Origin of the sequence: Streptomyces sp. NPDC102360, from assembly GCF_044766085.1 — a bacterium.
GTDB lineage: Bacteria > Actinomycetota > Actinomycetes > Streptomycetales > Streptomycetaceae > Streptomyces.
Map to the genome: position 1 here is coordinate 281047 of NZ_JBIWLG010000004.1, position 20401 is coordinate 301447.

Genomic DNA, 20401 nt, shown 5'->3' on the forward strand with positions numbered 1-20401 from the left:
AAAAGCCCCGCAGATCCGAGGACCTGCGGGGCTTTTCACTGTGCGCGAGGGGGGATTTGAACCCCCACGTCCCGAAGGACACTGGCACCTGAAGCCAGCGCGTCTGCCGTTCCGCCACTCGCGCAATCGAGTGTGTCTTCCGAACCCTGCGCCCTTGCGGGCCCTGTGCCTTCCGACGAACAAAACATTAGCACGCTGCGGAGGGTGGATTCACACCCGTTCCCGCGGCCCCCCAGCAGGCATCCGGAGCCGGATCGCCCACGTCCCACAGCCGCGTACGGGACACTGTTCGGAGGCCACCTCTACGATCCCCAGACAAGGGGCCCGGTTGAGGGGCTGTGAGCGTCGACACTCATCGAGCAGGCGGACAGGGGGAACCAGCCGATTTCCCGACGCGTGGATACGATCAGTAAGCAGTACCAAGCCAGTAAGCAGTACGAAGCAGGCAGGACGGCAAAGAAGGAGGAGGTGCCCCATGGGAGTCCTGAAGAAGTTTGAACAGCGCCTCGAGGGGCTGGTCAACGGCACCTTCGCCAAGGTCTTCAAGTCCGAGGTGCAGCCCGTCGAGATCGCCGGAGCGCTGCAGCGCGAGTGCGACAACAACGCCACGATCTGGAACCGCGACCGGACGGTCGTCCCCAATGACTTCATCGTGGAACTCAGCGCGCCCGACTACGAGCGGCTGAGCCCCTACTCGGGCCAGCTCGGTGACGAGCTGTCCGGCATGGTGCGCGACTACGCGAAGCAGCAGCGCTACAGCTTCATGGGCCCCATCAAGGTGCACCTGGAGAAGGCGGACGACCTGGACACGGGTCTGTACCGGGTACGCAGCCGCACCCTCGCGTCCTCCACCAGCCAGGACAGGCCCCAGCAGCAGCGCCCCGCCCCGGCCGCCCGGCCGAACCAGGCACCCGGTGGCTACGGATACCCGCAGCCCACCGCGGCCCCGCCGATGCCCTCCGCCCCGCCGCCGGCCCGTCCGGCGCAGGCACCCCAGTCGGTACCCGCGGCGCAGGGACAGCAGCCCGAAGCGGGCCCGCTGCCCGGCGCCCGCGTGCGCCACTGGATCGAGATCAATGGCACACGCCACCAGATCTCCCGCGCCACCCTCGTGCTCGGCCGGTCCACCGAGGCCGACGTGCGGATCGACGACCCCGGCGTATCGCGCCGGCACTGCGAGATCCGGACCGGAACGCCCTCGACGATCCAGGATCTCGGATCCACCAACGGCATCGTGGTGGACGGGCAGCACACCACCCGCGCTACGCTCCGCGACGGCTCGCGGATCGTCGTGGGCCAAACCACCATCGTTTACCGGCAAGCCGAAGGGTGAAGCGGGGGCAATGTCAGAGCTGACCCTGACGGTCATGCGGCTGGGTTTCCTGGCCGTTCTGTGGCTGTTCGTGATCGTGGCCGTCCAGGTCATCCGCAGCGACCTGTTCGGTACGCGCGTCACCGCACGCGGCTCGCGCCGTGAGAGCGGGCGCACGCAACAACAGGCCGCACGACAGGCCGCTGCGCCTCCGCAGCAGCGGCAGCAGCAGCAAGGGGGCGGTGGCCGCCAGCGGCGCGGCGCCCCCACCAAGCTGGTCGTCTCCGAAGGCACGCTCACCGGTACGACGGTGGCGCTGCAGGGGCAGACGATCACGCTCGGCCGTGCGCACGACAGCACGATCGTGCTCGACGACGACTACGCGTCGAGCCGGCATGCCAGGATCTACCCGGACCGTGACGGTCAGTGGATCGTCGAGGATCTCGGGTCCACCAACGGCACATATCTCGACCGGACCCGCCTCACGACGCCCCAGCCGATTCCGCTGGGTGCGCCCATCCGCATCGGCAAGACCGTCATCGAGCTGCGGAAGTAGTGCTACGTCATGAATGAGCGCGAGCGGAGCGAGCCGGCCGACGCGGACGTCCGGGCCCTTGCTGCCCCGGACACCGGCGCGCTCCCGACCGGAGGGTGGGCAGTGTGGTTCGACACGACCGGCTGTACCCGGAGTCTGAGCCAGCTGGGCAGGTGCGCATGAGTCTGTCACTGCGCTTCGCCGCCGGATCACACAAAGGCATGATCCGCGAGGGCAACGAGGACTCCGGCTACGCCGGCCCCCGGCTGCTCGCGATCGCCGACGGCATGGGCGGCCAGGCCGCCGGTGAGGTCGCCTCGTCCGAGGTGATCTCCACCATCGTCGCGCTCGACGACGACGTGCCAGGATCGGACATCCTGACCTCGCTCGGCACCGCCGTGCAGCGGGCCAACGACCAGCTCCGGATGATGGTCGAGGAGGACCCCCAGCTCGAGGGCATGGGGACCACCCTGACCGCACTGCTGTGGACGGGCCAGCGGCTCGGCCTCGTACACGTCGGCGACTCGCGCGCGTATCTACTGCGCGACGGCGTGCTGACGCAGATCACCCAGGACCACACGTGGGTGCAGCGCCTCGTCGACGAGGGCCGCATCACGGAAGAGGAAGCCACCACGCACCCGCAGCGCTCGCTGCTGATGCGCGCGCTGGGCAGCGGCGACCACGTCGAGCCCGACCTCTCCATCCGTGAGGTCCGGGCCGGCGACCGGTACCTGATCTGCTCCGACGGCCTGTCGGGCGTCGTCTCCCACCAGACGATGGAGGAGACCCTCGCCAGCTACCAGGGCCCGCAGGAGACGGTCCAGGACCTGATCCAGCTGGCGCTGCGCGGCGGCGGACCCGACAACATCACCGTGATCATCGCGGACGTCCTCGACATCGACAGCGGGGACACCCTCGCCGGTCATCTCTCGGACGCCCCCGTGGTCGTCGGCGCGGTCGCCGAGAACCAGCAGGCGCTGCACGAGGGCAGCGCGATGGAGACCCCCGCGGGCCGCGCCGCCGGACTCGGCCGCCAGGCCCCCGGCGGATCCCCCGGCGGAGGCGGCGAGTTCGGGCCGCCCGACAACGGCGCCGTGGAGGGCTTCTCGTACTCGGACGAGGACTTCGTGAAGCCGCGGCCCCGCCGGAGGTGGCTCAAGAGATCCCTCTACACGGTGCTCGCGCTGGCCGTCATCGGCGGTGGCCTCTACGGCGGCTACCGCTGGACGCAGACGCAGTACTACGTCGGCACCAACGAGGAGCACGTGGCGCTGTACCGCGGCATCAGTCAGGACCTCGCCTGGGTGAGCCTGTCCGACGTCGAGAAGGACCACCCGGAGATCGAGCTCAAGTACCTGCCGCCGTACCAGCGCAAGCAGGTCGACGCGACCATCGCCGAAGGTGACCTGGCCGCCGCCCAGGACAAGATCCAGGAACTGTCCGCGCAGGCCACCGCATGCGAGAAGCAGGCCGCACGGGACAAGGCCGAGAACGAGAAGAACGCGAAGACCGGCGAGGGCGAAGCAGGCGGAACCTCCACGGGAGGCACGACGTCCAAGGCGTCGTTCCGCACCGCCACACCCACGCCGAACCCGTCGTCGTCCGGCAAGTCCAAGACCTCTCCCACGCCCACCCCTGGCCCCACTCTTTCCGAGGAAGAGCAGCAGCTGGCCAAGGCGTGCGCACAGCAGTAGAAGCCGTTGGGGGCCTCAGCACGCCATGAGTAGTAACTCCACGACCCATACGTCGACCATTGGAGCGATCGGAGCACCCAGCCGACGCAACACCGAGCTGGCACTGCTCGTGTTCGCCGTGGTCATCCCGGTGTTCGCGTACGCCAATGTCGGCCTCGCCCTCGACGGCGAGGTCCCCGCGGGCCTGCTCGGCTACGGGCTCGGCCTCGGCCTGCTCGCGGGCGTCGCCCACATCGTCGTACGGAAGTTCGCGGCGTATGCGGACCCCCTGATGCTGCCGCTGGCCACGCTGCTCAACGGGCTCGGCCTGGTGGTCATCTGGCGGCTCGACCAGTCGAAGCTGCTGCAGTCGATCGACCAGGCGGGCAGCGCGGCCCCGAAGCAGCTGATGTACACGGCCATGGGCATCGCGCTCTTCATCGTCGTGCTGATCTTCCTCAAGGACCACCGCGCCCTGCAGCGCTACACCTACATCTCCATGCTCGGCGCCGTGGTCCTGCTGCTGCTCCCGCTCGTTCCCGGCCTCGGCCAGAACATCTTCGGCGCGCGGATCTGGATCAACATCGGCGGCTTCTCCATCCAGCCCGGTGAGTTCGCGAAGATCGTCCTCGCGATCTTCTTCGCCGGCTACCTGATGGTGAAGCGGGACGCCCTGGCGCTCGCCTCGCGCCGCTTCATGGGCATCTACCTGCCGCGCGGCCGCGACCTCGGACCGATCCTCGTCGTCTGGGGGATCTCGATCCTCATCCTGGTCTTCGAGACCGACCTCGGTACGTCGCTGCTGTTCTTCGGAATGTTCGTCATCATGCTGTACGTCGCCACCGAGCGGACCAGCTGGATCGTCTTCGGTCTGCTGATGTCCGCGGTCGGCGCCGTCGGTGTGGCCACGTTCGAGCCGCACATCCAGCAGCGCGTCGACGCCTGGCTCGACCCGATGAAGGAGTACATGCTCAGCCGGCAGGGCGTGCCCGGCCACTCCGAGCAGGCGATGCAGGCGCTGTGGGCCTTCGGTTCCGGCGGCACCCTCGGCACCGGCTGGGGCCAGGGCCACTCCGAGCTGATCCGCTTCGCGGCGAACTCCGACTTCATCCTCGCCACCTTCGGCGAGGAGCTGGGCCTGGCGGGCCTGATGGCGCTGCTGCTGATCTACGCACTGATCGTGGAGCGCGGCGTGCGCACCGCGCTCGCCGCCCGCGACCCCTTCGGCAAGCTGCTCGCCGTCGGCCTGTCCGGCGCCTTCGCGCTGCAGGTCTTCGTCGTCGCCGGCGGTGTCATGGGGCTCATCCCGCTGACCGGTATGACGATGCCCTTCCTCGCGTACGGCGGTTCCTCCGTCATCGCCAACTGGGCGCTCATCGGCATCCTGATCCGGATCAGCGACACCGCGCGGCGGCCCGCGCCGAGCCCCACGCCAAGTCCCGACGCCGAGATGACCCAGGTGGTCCGACCGTGAACAAGCCCCTGCGCCGCATCGCGATCTTCTGCGGACTCCTGGTCCTCGGCCTCCTGATCCGCGACAACTGGCTCCAGTACGTGAAGGCCGACTCGCTCGCCTCCGACAAGGAGAACCGTCGCGTCGCCATCGAGCGGTACTCGACGCCGCGCGGCGACATCATCGTCGACGGCAAGTCCATCACCGGCTCCAAGGCGACCACCGGCACCGACCTCAAGTACAAGCGGACCTGGAAGGACGGGCCCATGTGGTCGCCCGTCACCGGTTACGCGTCGCAGGTCGTCGGCGCCAGCCAGATCGAGAACCTCGAGGACGGCATCCTCAGCGGCAACGACGACCGCCTCTTCTTCCGCAACACCCTCGACATGATCACGGGCAAGCAGAAGGAGGGCGGCAACGTCGTCACCACCCTCAACGCCGCCGCGCAGAAGGCCGCCTACGACGGCCTGAAGACGCGCGGCAAGGGTGCCGTCGCCGCCATCGAGCCGTCCACCGGCAAGATCCTCGCGCTCGCGTCCACCCCGTCGTACGACCCGTCGGCCTTCGCCGGGAACTCCACCGACGACAGCAAGACGTTCACGCAGCTCGACAAGGACAAGGACAAGCCGCTCCTGAACCGCGCGCTGCGCGAGACGTACCCGCCGGGTTCGACGTTCAAGCTGGTGACGGCCGCGGCCGCACTGGAGAGCGGGAACTACGACCCGGACAAGAAGACGGACACCCCGCTGCCGTGGACCATGCCGGGCACCACGACGCCGCTGCCGAACGAGGGCAACATCCCTTGTAAGAACGCGACGCTGCGGGTCGCCCTGAAGGTCTCCTGCAACACCGTCTTCGGCAAGATCGGCTCGGACCTCGGCGTCGACGCGATGCGCGAGGAGGCGGACAAGTTCGGCTTCAACAAGGAGCAGTTCATCCCGGTCCGCTCGAACGCGTCGAACTTCGACAAGGACATGAACAAGTCGGAGACCGCGCTCTCCTCGATCGGCCAGTTCAACACCGCCACGACGCCGCTGCAGATGGCCATGGTCGCCTCGGCGGTCGCCAACGACGGCAAGCTCATGGAGCCGTACATGGTGGACGAGCTGAAGGCACCGAGCCTCGACACCATCGACAAGACGGACCCGAAGGAGCTGAGCCGGCCGCTCACCGAGGACAACGCGCAGAAGCTCCAGTCGATGATGGAGACGGTCGTCAACGACGGAACCGGCTCCAACGCCAAGATCCCCGGCGTCACCGTCGGCGGCAAGACCGGTACCGCCCAGCACGGCGTCGACAACAGCGAGAGGCCGTACGCCTGGTTCGTCTCCTACGCCAAGACGAGCTCCGGTTCGCCGGTGGCCGTGGCCGTGGTCGTCGAGGACAGCGCGGCCGGCCGCCAGGACATCTCCGGTGGTGGCCTGGCCGCGCCGATCGCGCGAGACGTGATGAAGGCGGTCGTGGACAGCAAGCAGTGACTCGAGGGAACCCGGTTTCACCGCTCCTTGTGAGCCCGGTCACTCGTTGTTCACATAGATGCACGTGGCGATACCGGTCCTGTCACGGGTCACGGTGGTGGCCAGGTCACGCTGGGCAAGCCGGGTACGGTATGCCCGGACAGCACACCGCCCGACCCCGCACGGGACGGTCGGGACCGACGGAGAGGGCTGGTAGGTAATGGAAGAGCCGCGTCGCCTCGGCGGCCGGTACGAGCTGGGCCAGGTGCTCGGCCGTGGTGGCATGGCGGAGGTCTACCTCGCCCATGACACCCGGCTCGGCCGCACCGTGGCGGTGAAGACGCTGCGGGTGGACCTCGCGCGCGACCCGTCGTTCCAGGCCCGGTTCCGCCGGGAGGCCCAGTCGGCCGCCTCGCTCAACCATCCCGCGATCGTGGCGGTGTACGACACGGGCGAGGACTACGTCGACCAGATCTCCATCCCGTACATCGTGATGGAGTACGTGGACGGTTCCACGCTCAGAGAGCTGCTGCACTCCGGCCGCAAGCTGCTGCCCGAGCGCGCCATGGAGATGACCGTCGGCATCCTCCAGGCGCTCGAGTACTCGCACCGCGCCGGCATCGTGCACCGCGACATCAAGCCGGCCAACGTCATGCTGACCCGCAACGGTCAGGTGAAGGTCATGGACTTCGGCATCGCCCGCGCGATGGGCGACGCCGGCATGACGATGACGCAGACCGCGGCGGTCATCGGCACCGCGCAGTACCTCTCGCCCGAGCAGGCCAAGGGCGAGCAGGTCGACGCGCGCTCCGACCTGTACTCGACGGGCTGCCTGCTGTACGAACTGCTCACCGTGCGGCCGCCGTTCGTCGGCGACTCCCCGGTCGCCGTCGCGTACCAGCACGTCCGCGAGGAGGCCCAGGCCCCCTCGGTCTTCGACTCCGAGATCACGCCCGAGATGGACGCCATCGTCCTCAAGGCGCTGACCAAGGACCCGGACTACCGCTACCAGTCCGCCGACGAGATGCGCGCCGACATCGAGGCCTGCCTCGACGGCCAGCCGGTCGCCGCCACCGCCGCCATGGGCGCGGTCGGCTACGGCGGGGGCCACCCCGACGACCAGCAGACCGCGATGCTGCGCCCGCAGAACGGTGCGGGCCAGACGTCGATGCTGCCGCCGACCAACCCGGACGACGGCGGCTTCGGCTACGACGACCGGGGTGACCGGCGCCGCCAGGGCAAGAACCGCACGTCGACGATCTTCCTCGTCCTCGCGGGCATCCTGGTGCTCGTCGGCGCCGTCCTGATCGGCAAGTGGATCTTCGGCGGCGACGGCGTCGGCAACGAGTCGTTCAAGGCCCCGAACTTCGTCGGCAAGACGGTCGGCGAGGCCGAGAAGATGGCCGAGAACCGCGACCTCAAGCTGGACTCCAGCAAGTCGGGCCCCTGCGAGGACTACCCCAAGGGCCAGATCTGCTCGCAGAACCCGAAGTCCGGCACGACGGTCGAAAAGAACGACACGGTCACGGTGTCGGTCTCGACGGGCGCGCCCAAGATCTCCATCCCGGACGTCACGGGCCTCTCGTACGACGAAGCCGTCTCCGAGCTGAAGAACAAGGGCTTCGAGAACGTCACCAGGACAACCGAGGAGTCCGAGCGGACACCCGGCACGGTGACCAAGCAAGACCCCTCCAGCGGCAAGGTCGAAAAGGGCACCGAGATCACCCTGACCGTCGCGAAGAAGAAGGCGCTCGTCACCGTCCCGAACGTGGCCGGCGGCAACCTCTCCTGCGACGAGGCCACCCAGCAGCTCAAGGACAGCAAGCTCGAGGCGAGCTGCACCGAGGAGGAGAGCACCGCGGCCGAGCCCGGCAAGGTGTTCGCCCAGAGCCTCCAGGCCGACAGCCAGGCGGAGCCCGGCTCCACCGTCACGCTGAAGGTCGCCAAGGAGGGTGCGCAGACCCCGGTCCCGAACGTGGTCGGCCAGAAGGTCAAGGACGCCAAGAAGATCCTGGACGACGCCGGCTTCAAGAACGTCCAGTTCGCCGACGGCGCCGACCAGGGCGACCAGGCCCGGGTCATCACCCAGGACCCGGCGGCCAACACCGCGTCCGACCCCGCCAACACCACGGTCACCCTGACCACGGTCGGCGGCGGGGACAACGGCGGGAACGACAACGGCGGCATCTTCGGGGGCAACCTCGGCGGCTGACGCCCCACCACCCGCACTACCGCGGCCGGAGCCCCGGTCCCCTCCACACGAGGGGACCGGGGCTCCACGCATATACCAACAGGGCACCACAGCAGGCCACATTCATACACAAACGCGAACCTCGCCCATACCTTCACATGATCCGATCCGTTATCCGGACACCCACCTCCCCAGCGGAAGGAACTCCGGTGATCAACGAATCGGCCCTGCTCGAATCCAAGTCCCTGCGCGACAGCGTGCTCGACCGCACAGACGTCCTCGACAAGGTGAAGGCCCTGTCACTGCTGCCGGACGGGATGCACGTGACAACGGCGATGGTGGCGGCGTACTTCGACGTCGCGGAAACCGTCATCAACAACCTGCTCAGTCGTCACCGACAAGAACTCACGTCCAACGGCCTACAGGTACTCCGAGGCTCTGAACTGCGTGAATTTAAGCAACTCAACTTGAGTCCCTATCCAGGAAGTTATCCACAGCCCCGCTCCAGCCTGGCCCTATGGTCCCGCCGAGCCGTCCTCAACGTCGCCATGCTCCTGCGCGACAGCGACATCGCCCGCCAAGTCCGCGCCTACCTCCTCGACATGGAATACCTGGCCCGCACCCAACCGGCCGGCACACAGAACACCCACGAACACGATGCCCTCGACGCCCGCATCGACCAGCGCATCGCCGACACCCTCGGCAAAACCGTCGTCCCGATGTTCAACGCCCTGATCGAAGCCTCCGGCGAGCACCGCCGCGAACTGCTCGACCTGCGCGCAGGGGTTCAACACCTGGAGCACCGCATCCGCCGCCACCATGCCCGACTCCAGCGACTGGAAGTAGCGGTGGAGAACCGCCCGCTCCCCGGCACCATGGCCGCCATGGACGCCATGAACGGCCGTCAGTTCGAGAACCACATCGCTTCACTGCTCGACCGCGACAGCTGCACCGATGTCGCCGTCCAAGGAGGCTGGGGCGACCGCGGCATCGACATCACCGCCGTCACACCGGACGGGCGACGCGTCGCGGTCCAGTGCAAAAGGTTCGCGCCCTACCAATCGATCACCAGCGCCGAGATCCAGAAATTCATCGGCGCTTCCAAAGTGCTGCGCGTCTCCGAAGTGGCCATGTTCGTCACCACATGCCGCTTCACTGCCGAAGCGGCCGGCATCGCCGCCGAGGCAGGCATCACCGTCGTGCCCCGTAACCTGCTGGAGAAGTGGAGCACCGGGGAACCGCTCAAGACCCTGCGGTGACCTCACTTGACCTCACCGAGCGTCAGAACCGCATGAAACACATGAAACAAAGGGCCCGAAGCCGCAAGAACAAGTTGCGGCTTCGGGCCCCACCCATCGTAGGGGCAGCGCCACCCGCCCTACCGCAATTCCTTCGGCGGCGTCCGGTCGCCGTCCACCTTGTCGACCCGCTCCAGCTCGCCCCACACCACGTAGCGGTACGTGGACGTGTAGACCGGCGTGCAGGTCGTCAGCGTGATGTACTTCCCGGCCTTCTTCTTCCCCGACTCCTTGGGCACCTGGTCGAGGACGTCCACGTTGTACTTCGAGGTCTCCGGGAGGATGTTGTAGACCTTGTAGACGTACCAGTCGTCCTTCGTCTCGAAGACGATCGGGTCGCCCTTCTCGATCTTGTCGATGTTGTGGAACTTGGCACCGTGCCCGTCCCGGTGCGCGGCCAGCGAGAAGTTGCCGTTCTTCCCCTTCGTCGGCAGCGCCGCCTTCACGGGATCCGTGTAGTAACCGGCGACACCGTCGTTGAGGATCTTGGTGTCCGTGCCCTTCTCGACCAGCATGTCGCCGCTGCTCATCGCGGGGACGTGCAGGAAGCCGATGCCGTTCTTGGTGTCCAGGGCGCCGGGGCCGCTGTTGCCCTTCCACCCGTCGCGGACCTTGTCGCCCTGCTTGCCCGCCGCACGATCCGCGACGACGTTCGTCCACCACAGTGAATAGGCGACGAAAAGACCGAGGATCACGCCCGCGGTGATGAGCAGTTCACCGAAGACGCTGACGGCGGTCGCGATCTTGCCGCGCCGGGGTGAGGGCGAAGGCGAGGGGCCGTTCGGTGCGGCTTCTTCCCCATGGTCGGTCGTCGCTGCCACTGCGTCATGCCCCGTCTCTGTGCGCCGTACTGCCCGATGCCTGGTGCCCGGAGTTCCCCGGTTATTCGACGAGCGCGTCCGGCTTGCCCTTGCTCCGCGGACGCTCCTCGACCATCTTGCCCCAGACGATCATTCGATACGTACTGGTGAATTCCGGAGTGCACGTCGTCAGAGTGATGTAACGCCCCGCCTTGGTGAATCCGGAGCCCGCCGGGATCGGGTTGAGCACAGACGTGTTCGACGGCATGGTCTGCGGGAGGATGCTCGCCATTTTGTACACGTAGTACTTGTCCTGCGTCTCGACCACGATCGGGTCGCCCGGTTCGAGACGGTTGATGAAGCGGAACGGCTCACCGTGGGTGTTGCGGTGCCCGGCAACCGCGAAGTTCCCCTTCTTCGCGTCCGGCATCGCGGTCGGAATGCTGTCCTTGTCGTAGTGCCCGACCATGCCCTTGTCGAGGACCTGCGGCTTACTGATGCCCTCGGCGATCGGCACGACGACGTCCAGCTTCGGGATGTAGAGGATCGCGAAGCCCTGCCCCGGCTCGAACGCACCGGGCTTGCGCTTGCCGTTGGCCCAGTCGTCCTCAAGGCTGTGCCGGGCGCTGCCGGCGATGTCGTGGGCCCTTATGTTCGACCACCACAGCTGGTAGGTGACGAACAGCAGCATCAACACCCCGATGCTGATGAAGACTTCGCCGACCGCCCGGCTCGCGATCACCCCCGCACCAGGCTTGGCCGCACGCGCCGCTGCGCGCGCCTCGACCCGGGACAGCGGCTTGCCGTCCGCTCCCGTCTCCGACTCCTGCTCGGTGGCGGGCGCCGCGGAGTGCCGTCCGCCGCCCCGCTTGGCGGCCTTCCTGCGCGCGGCACGGCCACCGGTGGGCGGCGCGGTCTCGACTATTCGCCGAGTGTCCGCGGTGCGCAGGGCAACGGTCTCGTCGTCCCGCACCGGCGCGGGCTCGGGCTCATCCTGTACGGGGGTGTGAGCGGGCTCTTGGGCTGCGGTCGGCGGTTCCTGGGTGTGGTGCACGGCCGCGGGCGCCGGTTCCTGGGTGTGGTGCACGGCCGCCGACGCCGGTTCCTGGGCCTGCTGCCGTGTGCTCCCGTACCAGTCCTGGGCGTACCCCTGCGGGTCGTACCACTCGGGCTCCGGCTCCAGGCGGCGCTTCGGCTCCTCGGCCCGCCGCTGCTCCTGCTGTGGGCCCGACTGTGGCTCCTGCTGCGGGCCCGGCTGTGGCTCCTGCTCCTGCACTCCCGACGGCCGGAACCACGGCGACGGGTGCTGCCCCGGCAACGGGTCGTTCAGCGGGTCGTCGAGGCGACGCACCGCATCCTCGAACCCGCCGGCCTCACCGTCCTGCTCGGGGCGCAACGCGGTCACGCCGAGGCCCTGCCCACGACCGGCGCGAGCCCGGCCGATCTGGCCACAGCATCCTTGTCCCCGCACTCGACGAGCCAGTTCGCGAGCATCAGGTGTCCGTGCTCGGTGAGCACCGACTCGGGGTGGAACTGCACGCCCTCGACGGGCAGTTCACGGTGGCGCAGGCCCATGATGATGCCGTCCTCGGTACGAGCCGTGACCTCCAGCTCCTCCGGTACGGTGCCGGGCTCCGCGGCCAGCGAGTGGTAGCGGGTGGCCGTGAACGGGTCCGGGAGGCCCGCGAAGACGCCTTTGCCCGAGTGCCCGACGAGCGAGGTCTTGCCGTGCAGCAGCTCGGGGGCGCGGTCCACGACGCCGCCGTACGCCACCTGCATGGACTGCATGCCGAGGCAGACACCGAAGACGGGCACACCGGTCGCCGCGCAGTGCCGCACCATCTCGATGCAGACACCGGCCTGTTCGGGGGCGCCGGGACCCGGGCTGAGCAGCACGCCGTCGAAACCGTCCTGCGCGTGCGAGGTCGTCACCTCGTCGTTGCGCACCACCTCGCACTCGGCACCCAGCTGGTACAGGTACTGGACGAGGTTGAAGACGAAGCTGTCGTAGTTGTCGACGACGAGAATGCGGGTCTTTCGGGTGCTCACTGGCCGTTCACCGTCACATCGTTGAAGGGCAGCAGCGGCTCGGCCCAGGGGAAGATGTACTGGAAGAGGACGTACACGACCGCCAGGGCCAGCAGGACCGAGATCCCCGCCCTCACCCAGGTGTTCCCCGGCAGATGCCGCCAGATCCAGCCGTACATGCCGGGCTCCCCTTCCACCGTTCTGCGATTACGGCACCAGACTAACGGCGCAACGCTTTCGGTTTGCCTGCCTCCACAGGCTGAGTGGCATCGAGATGCGCCCAGACGATCAGCCGGTGACTGTGGCCCCACTCCGGCTCACAGGTCGTCAGCGTCAGATAGCGCCCCGGCTCCTCGTAGCCGGACTTGCGCGGCACCGGGTCGATCACTCCGACATCACTGGGCAGCGTCTTGTACGGCTTGGTGTCGATGACGTACGTGAACCAGGTGGTCCCGTCGGTGACCACCACCGGGTCCCCGGGCCTGAGCTTCGGGAAGTCCTTGAACGGGTCGCCGTACGTGCGCCGGTGCCCGGCGACCGCGAAGTTCCCCTTCCCCCCGAGCTGGGCCGTGCCGGCGTAGTGCCCGAGCCCCTTCTTGAGGGTGTCGACCTTCGTGTTCTGCAGCACGGGCTTGTTCCACGTGAAACCAAGCCGCGGGATGTACATCACACCGAAGGGCTTGCCGTCCTTGTACGGGCCCTGCGTCGGCGGTGCCGCACTGCTCTGGCCATCAGGCGCCGCACTGGCCACCGGCCGCTTCGCCCACTGGTTCTGGAGGTCGTCGATCTGGCTGCCCATCGCACTGTCCGCCTTCACACCGGTCCAGAACAGCACGTACGCGACGAACAGCACGATCAAGGCGCCGACGGTGATGCAGAGTTCGCTGAATGTCCTGATGGCGACACGTACCGACACAGGCCCCCCAGTACGGCGGCTACTCCATGGCTAGTTCACGGGCTTCGCGTAGTGGAGATCCACTGTGCCCGAGTAACCGGGAAGAGTCATCGCCCCGTCGTCCTCAACTTTCCAGCCGAGCCCGTACGCGTTCACGTACAGCATGTAGTTCTGGATCTCCGGCGAGGCCGCGACCGCCTGCTTCAGCTTCTCCGGGTCCCCGACCGCGGTGATCTTGTACGGGGGCGAGTAGACCCGGCCCTGGAGGATCAGGGTGTTGCCGACGCAGCGGACGGCGGACGTGGAGATGAGGCGCTGGTCCATGACCTTGATGCCCTTGGCGCCGCCGTGCCACAGGGCGTTCACCACGGCCTGCAGGTCCTGCTGGTGGATGACCAGGTCGTTGGGCTGGGGGTCGGGGTAGCCGGGGAGCTTGGGGGCCGCGTTCGGCGGGGCGTCGTCGAGTGTGACGGAGATCGCCTCGCCCTTCACCTTCTTCGTCCCGGAAGCCTTCTCCAGGCCGGTCAGCTTCTTGTCGTCGGCCTCGGTGGAACCGTTGTCGCGCTCGGCGAGGCGCTCGACGTCGCCGCGTACCCCGCTGTTGACCGCTTCCAGATCCTTGTTCTTACGGCTGCGCTCCTGGATGAGGTCGGAGAGCTTCAGCAGGGACCCGTCCGTCCGGATATTGGTGCCCTTGGCCGTATTGAAACTGGTGAAAAAGATGAGGCCGGCGAGCGCGAAGACGCCGACGGTGAGCAAGCGCACGGGCCGCAGGCGCCCACGGGCGGTGCTCTTGGCAGAGTCGACGGAATTGCTCAACGTACCCTTATCTCCTTCGACGCCACGGAAGCACTACGCTAACGGACGCCCGGAGGAGCACGGGGAATCCCCACAAGTTCCCCTTGTACGCTGCTCCGGAGCCAGCCCACGTACTCTGCGCGGCCACGCAGCGCATCGACAGGAGAGACCCTCGTGCCGAAGTCACGTATCCGCAAGAAGGCCGACTACACGCCGCCCTCGGCGTCGAAGCAGGCAGCCAATATCAAGCTGACCAACCGCGGCTGGGTGGCACCAGCAATGCTGGCGCTGTTCCTCATCGGACTCGTCTGGATCGTCGTCTTCTACGTGGCCGACGGCACGCTGCCGATCAAGGCGCTCGGCAACTGGAACATCGTCGTGGGCTTCGGCTTCATCGCCGGCGGCTTCGGCGTCTCCACCCAGTGGAAGTAGCTCTGGAAGTAGCTGTGCCGTAGCTGTGGAAGCAGCTCTGCCCTGAGCTATCCACTGAGTTATCCACAGAATATCGCTAACTTTCCACAGCCGTGGAAAAGGTCGCATGATCTGTGGATAACCCACTGGGCGTTGACGCCGGTGTGACCGGTTCGACTCTGCTCGACCACCTGTTCGCCCCTTGTCCCTCCTGGTCAAACCCAGGTTGACGACAAGGGGCACAGCTGTTCCCCACAGGATGCACAAGATCCGCCACCCGCTGTGGACAACCTGGGTCATCATCCGTGGACAACCGGGCTCAGGTGAGCTGCGCGGTCCTGACGACGACGGTGACCAGCACGGCGACCAGAACCAGCGCACAGGCCCCGTACTGCACGAGCGCACGACGCTCTCGCGGGGCGTGGACCATCGCGTACCCGACGATCAGGCCGCCGACGAGGCCGCCGATGTGCGCCTGCCAGGCGATGTTGAAGGATGGGATGAACGTGAAGATCAGGTTGATCCCGAGCAGCGCGATGATCGGCCGCAGATCGTAGTTGAGCCGACGCATCAGGATCGCCGTCGCACCGAACAGACCGAAGATCGCACCGGAGGCACCCAGCGAGGGCTGGTACTGCTCATCGAGCAGATAGGTCAGCGCGCTTCCTGCCAGGCCCGAGACCACATACAGCGCGATGTAGCGGGCACGGCCGAGAGCCGCTTCCAGCGGGCCGCCGATCCACCACAGGCTGAGCATGTTGAAGGCGATGTGGACGTAACTGCCGTGCAGGAACATCGCGGTGAGCAGCCGGTACCACTGCCCCTCCGCCACGCCTTCGAGGCCGCCGAGGTCGGGCACCCAGGCGAGGCCGAGCATCTCGAACCGCTCGGTGAACCGGTCGCCGACCGTCATCTGCACCACGAACACGGCCACACAGATACCGAGCAGCACCTTGGTGACCAGGCGCGGATCGGAGGTGACCGTGCCGCCCGCCATCGTCCTCGGCCGGCTCGCGCTCGGCGCGTGCCCGGTCCCCGAGCCTCTGCGCACACACTCCGGGCACTGGAACCCGACGGACGCGCTGACCATGCACTCGGGGCAGATGGGCCGCTCGCAGCGGGTGCAGCTGATGCCGGTCGGGCGGTCCGGGTGCCGGTAGCAGCCGGGCAGGCCCTGGGCGTCCTTCGGTTCCTGCGGGCTGCCGGGCGCCTGGTCCATGGCGGTCGTCCCCTCGGGTCTCGGTCTCGGGCTAGTGGTCGGGTGTGGTGACGTCGGCGCCGCGGCGGCCGCGCAACGCGCCGCCCCGCCCCCGTGCCTACGAACAGGCGACGGACGAGCGGGGCGCTTTAGTTCCCTGCGGGGACTGTCGGGTCTCTACCGGGTCTCGACGAGGACGGACTCGATGACCACGTCGTTGACCGGCCGGTCGGTGCGCGGGTTGGTCTGCGTACCGGCGATCGCGTCGACGATCTTCTGGCTGGCCTCGTCGACGACCTCACCGAAGATCGTGTGCTTGCGGGTCAGCCAGGCGGTGGGCGAGACGGTGATGAAGAACTGCGAACCGTTCGTACCGGGTCCCGCGTTGGCCATCGCCAGCAGGTACGACTTGGTGAAGGCCAGGTCGGGGTGGAACTCGTCCTCGAACTGGTAGCCGGGGCCGCCCGTGCCGTTGCCCAGCGGGTCGCCGCCCTGGATCATGAAGCCGCCGATGACGCGGTGGAAGATCGTGCCGTCGTAGAGGGGCGCCGTGGACTTCTCCCCGGTCTCCGGGTTGGTCCATTCACGCTCGCCCTTGGCGAGCTCCACGAAGTTCTTGACCGTCTTGGGAGTGTGGTTCGGCAGCAGCCGGACCTCGATGTCGCCCTGGTTGGTCCTGAGAGTGGCGTACAGCTGCTCGGCCACGATCTGCCTTCCGTTGACATTTGTGCCCCCCGATCCTCGCACGACGCACCTCCGGTGGCCCCGGACGGACGTGTCAGGGTTGTGCGGGGGTTTCAGTCACCGAAAACCGGTCTACTCGCAGTCGAAGAGGCGCGCCCCGCCGCGATCCGTGGCATTGTCGTCGCCAAGTCCCTTTATCAAGCCGTACCAAGCCTTACCACCGCATTGACGCTCCTGGCAGGCATGATCCGTAAAAGGGTGGAAAGGTGAAAAACCTGTACGCCACCGAGGAGGAGGATCCCGTGACCCGCATCGACAGCGTGCGCGCCGCGACCGGCTCGGCGAAGGACAGCGTGCTGCATGCCGCGGAAGTGGTGGCCCCCTACGCCGAGTCGGCCAGGGACCGGGCCACGACGTACGCGCAAGAGGCGCGCGTCGCGCTCGGGCCCAAGGTTTCGCAGGCAGCGCACCAGGCGCGTGCCCAGTACGACACGCACCTCGCTCCACGCCTCGAGCAGGCGCGGACCCATGTCCCGCCGAAGCTCGACCACGCCGCGCACGACGCGGCGACCCGCACGCGCGAGGCCGCCCGGCAGGCAGCGGAGTACTCGAAGCCGCGCATCGAGCAGGCGGTGGCCGCGGCCGAGCCGGTTCGCAAGGAAGCCGCGGCCCGAGGCAGCGCCGCCTACTCCGGACTGCGCGGTGACGTCTCGCCGAAGGAGATCCGCAAGCTGGTGCGCAAGCACGAGCGCCGGTCCCGCTCCGGTCGTATCGCCAAGCGGCTCGTCGTGCTCGGCATCATCGCGGGCGGTGCGTTCGCCGCGTGGAAGTGGTGGGACAAGCAGGCCAACCCGGACTGGCTGGTGGAACCGCCTGCCGCCACCGAGGTCCCCGACAGCGCTCCGCTGACCTCCGTCGACGGCAGCGGCCGGGACATCCTTGACCCGGAGGTAGAGGCGAAGCAGGCCGAGGCGGACACAGGACCGGAGGGCGGCGAGCGCTGACCGCGGCCCGCCCACGTACGGCGAAAGCCCCTCCGACCAGGGTTTTTCCTGATCGGAGGGGCTTTTTCTGTGGAGCCTAGGAGATTCGAACTCCTGACATCTGCCTTGCAAAAGCAGCGCTCTACCAACTGAGCTAAGGCCCCGAAAACGGTGCGTTCCACCGGAAGCTCCGAGCCCCGGTGCGGCACCGTGGACCAGAGTACCGGGTCACCCCCTGAATTCTGCAAAAAGATTGGGGGTCCCGGCGGGCGACCACTCTCCGTAAGATGCCCCACGTACTTCGCGGCAGCGAAGGACCGTACTTGGGGAAGCGATGGGGAGACGCAATGGACGCCGCACAACAGGAAGCCACCACAAGAGCCAGGGAGCTCCAGCGGAACTGGTACGGGGAGCCGCTGGGGGCGCTCTTCCGTCGGCTGATCGAGGATCTGGGGCTCAATCAGGCCCGCCTCGCGGGAGTGCTCGGGCTTTCCGCCCCCATGCTGTCGCAGCTGATGAGCGGTCAGCGCGCGAAGATCGGCAACCCTGCCGTGGTGCAGCGCGTGCAGTTGCTGCAGACGCTCGCGGGACAGGTCGCCGACGGTAGCGTCAGCGCGGCCGAGGCCACCGAGCGGATGGACGAGATCAAGAAGTCGCAGGGCGGGTCGGTACTCACCAACACCGGGCAGGCGTCGAACAGTTCGGGCGCGCCGACGGTGAAGCGCGTGGTGCGTGAGATCCAGTCGCTGCTGCGCTCCGTCTCGGCCGCGAGCGACATCATCGAGGCGGCGGACTCGCTCGCCCCCAGCCACCCCGAACTGGCAGAGTTTCTCCGGGTGTACGGCGCGGGGCGCACCTCCGACGCGGTCGCCCACTACCAGTCGCACCAGAGCTGACCCCGGCCCGGCGCGGCGCTGTGTCCGGCTTCGGCTCCGGGAGGGGAGCGACGCACGACCATGGGTGAGGTCTTCGCCGGCCGGTACGAACTGGCCGATCCGATCGGCCGCGGGGGAGTGGGCGCGGTCTGGCGCGCCTGGGACCACAGGCGCAGCCGCTATGTGGCGGCGAAGGTGCTGCAGCAGTCCGATGCCCACACTCTGCTGCGCTTCGTGCGGGAGCAGGCGCTGCGCATCGATCATCCGCACGTCCTGGCCCCGGCCAGCTGGGCGGCGGACGACGACAAGGTCCTGTTCACTATGGACCTGGTCGCCGGCGGCTCGCTCGTCCATCTCGTCGCGGACTACGGGCCGCTGCCGCCCCAGTTCGTCTGCGTGCTGCTCGACCAGCTCCTCGCCGGGCTCACCGCGGTGCACGCCGAAGGCGTGGTGCACCGCGACATCAAGCCCGCCAACCTGCTGCTCGAGGCCACCGGTACCGGGCTGCCGCATCTGCGCGTGTCCGACTTCGGCATCGCGATGCGCAAGGGCGAGCCGCGCCTGACGGAGGCGGAGTATGTGGTGGGCACGCCGGGATACTTCGCGCCCGAACAGGAGTTGGGCGCGGAGCCCGACTTCCCCGCGGACCTGTTCGCCGTGGGGCTCGTCGCGCTCCATCTCCTCGAGGGCGCCAGGCCCGACTCCAAGGCGCTGATCGAACACTTCGAGGAACACGGCACCCCGCGGGCTCCGCAGGGCGTGCCGACACCGCTGTGGGGCGTCCTCGCCGGGCTGCTGCAGCCGGACCCCGATACGCGGTTCCGCACCGCGGCCGGCGCCCGCAAGGCGCTCCTCGCCGCCGCCGAACTCCTCCCGGAGCCGGGTCCCGACGACGAGCTGATCGAGGTCTTCGACCAACTCGGCCCCCTGCCCCCGGGCTTCGCCCCCGGCGGCCCACCGGTACGCGGCCGCCGGGCCCGACCGGTGGGGCACAGGAGCGGCACGGCGGGGCACGGAGCCGGCACGGCGGGACACGGAGCCGACACGGCGGGACACGGAGCCGGTACAGCGGGGCCCGGAGCCGGTACAGCGGGACACGAAGCCGGAACGGCAGGGCACGAAGCCGGTACAGCGGGACACGAAGCCGACACGGCGGGGCACGGAAGCAGCGCCGCAGAATACGCAGCCGGCCCCGCACTGCCCGGAGCCGGGACCGCAGGGCACTCCGGGAATCCAGTGACGCACGGTGCACGCGCATCCGTGTCGCATGCTCCGCCACCACCCGCCTACACCCCACTCCCGCCGAGGCCCTCGGCACCTCCCACGACCTCGGCCTCCCTCACCCCCTCGGCGCCTCCAGCTCCACCGGCGCCCCCGCTCCCCCCGGCGCCCGAAATCCCGCCCGCGCCCGGGATGCCCCCAGCGCAACCAACCGGCCTCGCCCCGCCGCTGGTCGGCCCCACCGAACCGTCGGCCCCGCACCCCCAGCCACCTGGCGCGCACACCCCACCGCCGCCGCACCCGGAACTCGTACCGGAACCCGCCCCCGTACCGGAACCCGCTCAGGAACCGGCCCCCGAACCCCCGCTTCTCGCCCCGCACTCGTCCGCCCCCTCCCCGCTCGACCCTCCCCAGGCCCATCACTCTCTGTACGCACCCGGCGACGGAGAAGTTCCCCGACCCCGGCCAGGACCACCCGCGAGGGTGACGATCCCGGTATTACTCCTGGCCCTGGCCTGTTTCGCGGTGGGCATCTGGGCACTGACCCGCCCCTGACCGGCTGCCGACCAGCCCCACGGGCCCACCCGCG

Annotated in this window: 19 protein-coding genes and 2 tRNA genes; 11 read left to right on the top strand and 10 right to left on the bottom strand. The window is 68.3% G+C overall.

All coding sequences use genetic code 11. The features are described from left to right. Positions 1-41: 41 nt before the first annotated feature. Positions 42-124 (bottom strand) — tRNA-Leu (locus tag ACIRHA_RS19570). A 351-nt stretch (positions 125-475) separates the two neighbouring features. Here ACIRHA_RS19570 and ACIRHA_RS19575 point away from each other — a divergent pair. The 7 genes from ACIRHA_RS19575 to ACIRHA_RS19605 all read left to right on the top strand — a co-directional run bounded on the left by ACIRHA_RS19575 (position 476) and on the right by ACIRHA_RS19605 (position 9880). Continuing rightward, positions 476-1333 carry an FhaA domain-containing protein gene (locus ACIRHA_RS19575; RefSeq protein WP_403847104.1) on the top strand — a complete coding sequence of 286 codons (858 nt, stop codon included), beginning with the start codon at positions 476-478 and terminating at the stop codon, positions 1331-1333. Positions 1334-1343: 10 nt separating this feature from the next. Continuing rightward, the gene (locus ACIRHA_RS19580) at positions 1344-1868 is read left to right on the top strand and encodes an FHA domain-containing protein (protein ID WP_403847106.1); all 525 of its coding nucleotides are present in this window, start codon (positions 1344-1346) and stop codon (positions 1866-1868) included. A 158-nt stretch (positions 1869-2026) separates the two neighbouring features. Continuing rightward, entirely contained in the window at positions 2027-3541 is a 1515-nt protein-coding gene (locus ACIRHA_RS19585) for a Stp1/IreP family PP2C-type Ser/Thr phosphatase (RefSeq protein ID WP_403847109.1), read from the top strand. Between the two features lie 25 nt (positions 3542-3566). Continuing rightward, a complete protein-coding gene (locus tag ACIRHA_RS19590) occupies positions 3567-4994 on the top strand; it encodes an FtsW/RodA/SpoVE family cell cycle protein (protein WP_403847111.1) in 1428 nt (475 codons plus the stop codon). After that, positions 4991-6451 (top strand): peptidoglycan D,D-transpeptidase FtsI family protein, encoded by a 1461-nt coding sequence (locus ACIRHA_RS19595; RefSeq protein ID WP_403847114.1) that lies wholly within the window; start codon positions 4991-4993, stop codon positions 6449-6451. Before ACIRHA_RS19590 ends, ACIRHA_RS19595 begins: the two co-directional genes overlap by 4 nt. A gap of 199 nt (positions 6452-6650) precedes the next feature. Then, on the top strand, positions 6651-8642 hold the full coding sequence (pknB, locus tag ACIRHA_RS19600) for a Stk1 family PASTA domain-containing Ser/Thr kinase (RefSeq protein WP_403847116.1): 1992 nt from the start codon (positions 6651-6653) through the stop codon (positions 8640-8642). A 188-nt stretch (positions 8643-8830) separates the two neighbouring features. After that, entirely contained in the window at positions 8831-9880 is a 1050-nt protein-coding gene (locus ACIRHA_RS19605) for a restriction endonuclease (protein ID WP_403847118.1), read from the top strand. Between the two features lie 119 nt (positions 9881-9999). Here the strand turns inward: ACIRHA_RS19605 and ACIRHA_RS19610 are convergent, their stop codons facing one another. From ACIRHA_RS19610 to ACIRHA_RS19635, 6 genes are all read right to left on the bottom strand, one after another. Then, complete coding sequence (locus ACIRHA_RS19610) at positions 10000-10740, bottom strand: class E sortase (RefSeq protein WP_403847121.1); 741 nt, start codon at positions 10738-10740, stop codon at positions 10000-10002. A gap of 61 nt (positions 10741-10801) precedes the next feature. Beyond that, positions 10802-12124 (bottom strand): class E sortase, encoded by a 1323-nt coding sequence (locus tag ACIRHA_RS19615; protein ID WP_403847123.1) that lies wholly within the window; start codon positions 12122-12124, stop codon positions 10802-10804. Continuing rightward, entirely contained in the window at positions 12121-12768 is a 648-nt protein-coding gene (locus tag ACIRHA_RS19620; protein ID WP_403847126.1) for an aminodeoxychorismate/anthranilate synthase component II, read from the bottom strand. Before ACIRHA_RS19620 ends, ACIRHA_RS19615 begins: the two co-directional genes overlap by 4 nt. Further along, positions 12765-12926, bottom strand: coding sequence for a hypothetical protein (locus tag ACIRHA_RS19625; protein ID WP_326022339.1), 162 nt, complete (start codon positions 12924-12926; stop codon positions 12765-12767). The genes ACIRHA_RS19620 and ACIRHA_RS19625 overlap by 4 nt, the downstream gene beginning before the upstream one ends. A gap of 41 nt (positions 12927-12967) precedes the next feature. Next, positions 12968-13663, bottom strand: coding sequence for a class E sortase (locus ACIRHA_RS19630; RefSeq protein WP_403847129.1), 696 nt, complete (start codon positions 13661-13663; stop codon positions 12968-12970). A gap of 30 nt (positions 13664-13693) precedes the next feature. Then, positions 13694-14461 (bottom strand): DUF881 domain-containing protein, encoded by a 768-nt coding sequence (locus ACIRHA_RS19635; RefSeq protein ID WP_403847131.1) that lies wholly within the window; start codon positions 14459-14461, stop codon positions 13694-13696. 153 nt (positions 14462-14614) lie between these two features. Here ACIRHA_RS19635 and crgA point away from each other — a divergent pair, with 153 nt between their 5' ends. Then, the gene (gene crgA / locus ACIRHA_RS19640) at positions 14615-14872 is read left to right on the top strand and encodes a cell division protein CrgA (protein ID WP_403847134.1); all 258 of its coding nucleotides are present in this window, start codon (positions 14615-14617) and stop codon (positions 14870-14872) included. Between the two features lie 298 nt (positions 14873-15170). Here crgA and ACIRHA_RS19645 read toward each other — a convergent pair whose 3' ends face one another. Both ACIRHA_RS19645 and ACIRHA_RS19650 read right to left on the bottom strand, forming a co-directional pair. Next, positions 15171-16070, bottom strand: a complete 900-nt coding sequence (locus ACIRHA_RS19645; RefSeq protein WP_403847136.1) for a rhomboid family intramembrane serine protease — start codon at positions 16068-16070, stop codon at positions 15171-15173. A gap of 156 nt (positions 16071-16226) precedes the next feature. Beyond that, the gene (locus ACIRHA_RS19650; protein ID WP_403847139.1) at positions 16227-16754 is read right to left on the bottom strand and encodes a peptidylprolyl isomerase; all 528 of its coding nucleotides are present in this window, start codon (positions 16752-16754) and stop codon (positions 16227-16229) included. A 281-nt stretch (positions 16755-17035) separates the two neighbouring features. On the opposite strand from ACIRHA_RS19650, the gene ACIRHA_RS19655 reads away from it, so the two are divergent. Continuing rightward, the gene (locus ACIRHA_RS19655) at positions 17036-17737 is read left to right on the top strand and encodes a DUF5324 family protein (RefSeq protein WP_403847687.1); all 702 of its coding nucleotides are present in this window, start codon (positions 17036-17038) and stop codon (positions 17735-17737) included. A 70-nt stretch (positions 17738-17807) separates the two neighbouring features. On the opposite strand, the gene ACIRHA_RS19660 is transcribed toward ACIRHA_RS19655, so the two are convergent. Further along, positions 17808-17880, bottom strand: a tRNA-Ala gene (locus tag ACIRHA_RS19660). Positions 17881-18063: 183 nt separating this feature from the next. Here ACIRHA_RS19660 and ACIRHA_RS19665 point away from each other — a divergent pair. Further along, complete coding sequence (locus ACIRHA_RS19665) at positions 18064-18612, top strand: helix-turn-helix domain-containing protein (RefSeq protein ID WP_403847141.1); 549 nt, start codon at positions 18064-18066, stop codon at positions 18610-18612. 60 nt (positions 18613-18672) lie between these two features. Next, the gene (locus ACIRHA_RS19670; protein ID WP_403847144.1) at positions 18673-20367 is read left to right on the top strand and encodes a serine/threonine-protein kinase; all 1695 of its coding nucleotides are present in this window, start codon (positions 18673-18675) and stop codon (positions 20365-20367) included. Positions 20368-20401 lie beyond the last annotated feature (34 nt).

What these genes read in the sequence shown, in the direction of transcription:
- ACIRHA_RS19575 (WP_403847104.1), top strand. Translation starts at nt 476, where the DNA reads ATGGGAGTCCTGAAGAAGTTTGAACAGCGCCTCGAGGGGCTGGTCAAC.
- ACIRHA_RS19625 (WP_326022339.1), bottom strand. Translation starts at nt 12,926, where the DNA reads ATGTACGGCTGGATCTGGCGGCATCTGCCGGGGAACACCTGGGTGAGG.
- ACIRHA_RS19670 (WP_403847144.1), top strand. Translation starts at nt 18,673, where the DNA reads ATGGGTGAGGTCTTCGCCGGCCGGTACGAACTGGCCGATCCGATCGGC.
- ACIRHA_RS19585 (WP_403847109.1), top strand. Translation starts at nt 2,027, where the DNA reads ATGAGTCTGTCACTGCGCTTCGCCGCCGGATCACACAAAGGCATGATC.
- ACIRHA_RS19590 (WP_403847111.1), top strand. Translation starts at nt 3,567, where the DNA reads ATGAGTAGTAACTCCACGACCCATACGTCGACCATTGGAGCGATCGGA.
- pknB (WP_403847116.1), top strand. Translation starts at nt 6,651, where the DNA reads ATGGAAGAGCCGCGTCGCCTCGGCGGCCGGTACGAGCTGGGCCAGGTG.
- ACIRHA_RS19645 (WP_403847136.1), bottom strand. Translation starts at nt 16,070, where the DNA reads ATGGACCAGGCGCCCGGCAGCCCGCAGGAACCGAAGGACGCCCAGGGC.
- ACIRHA_RS19665 (WP_403847141.1), top strand. Translation starts at nt 18,064, where the DNA reads ATGGACGCCGCACAACAGGAAGCCACCACAAGAGCCAGGGAGCTCCAG.
- ACIRHA_RS19580 (WP_403847106.1), top strand. Translation starts at nt 1,344, where the DNA reads ATGTCAGAGCTGACCCTGACGGTCATGCGGCTGGGTTTCCTGGCCGTT.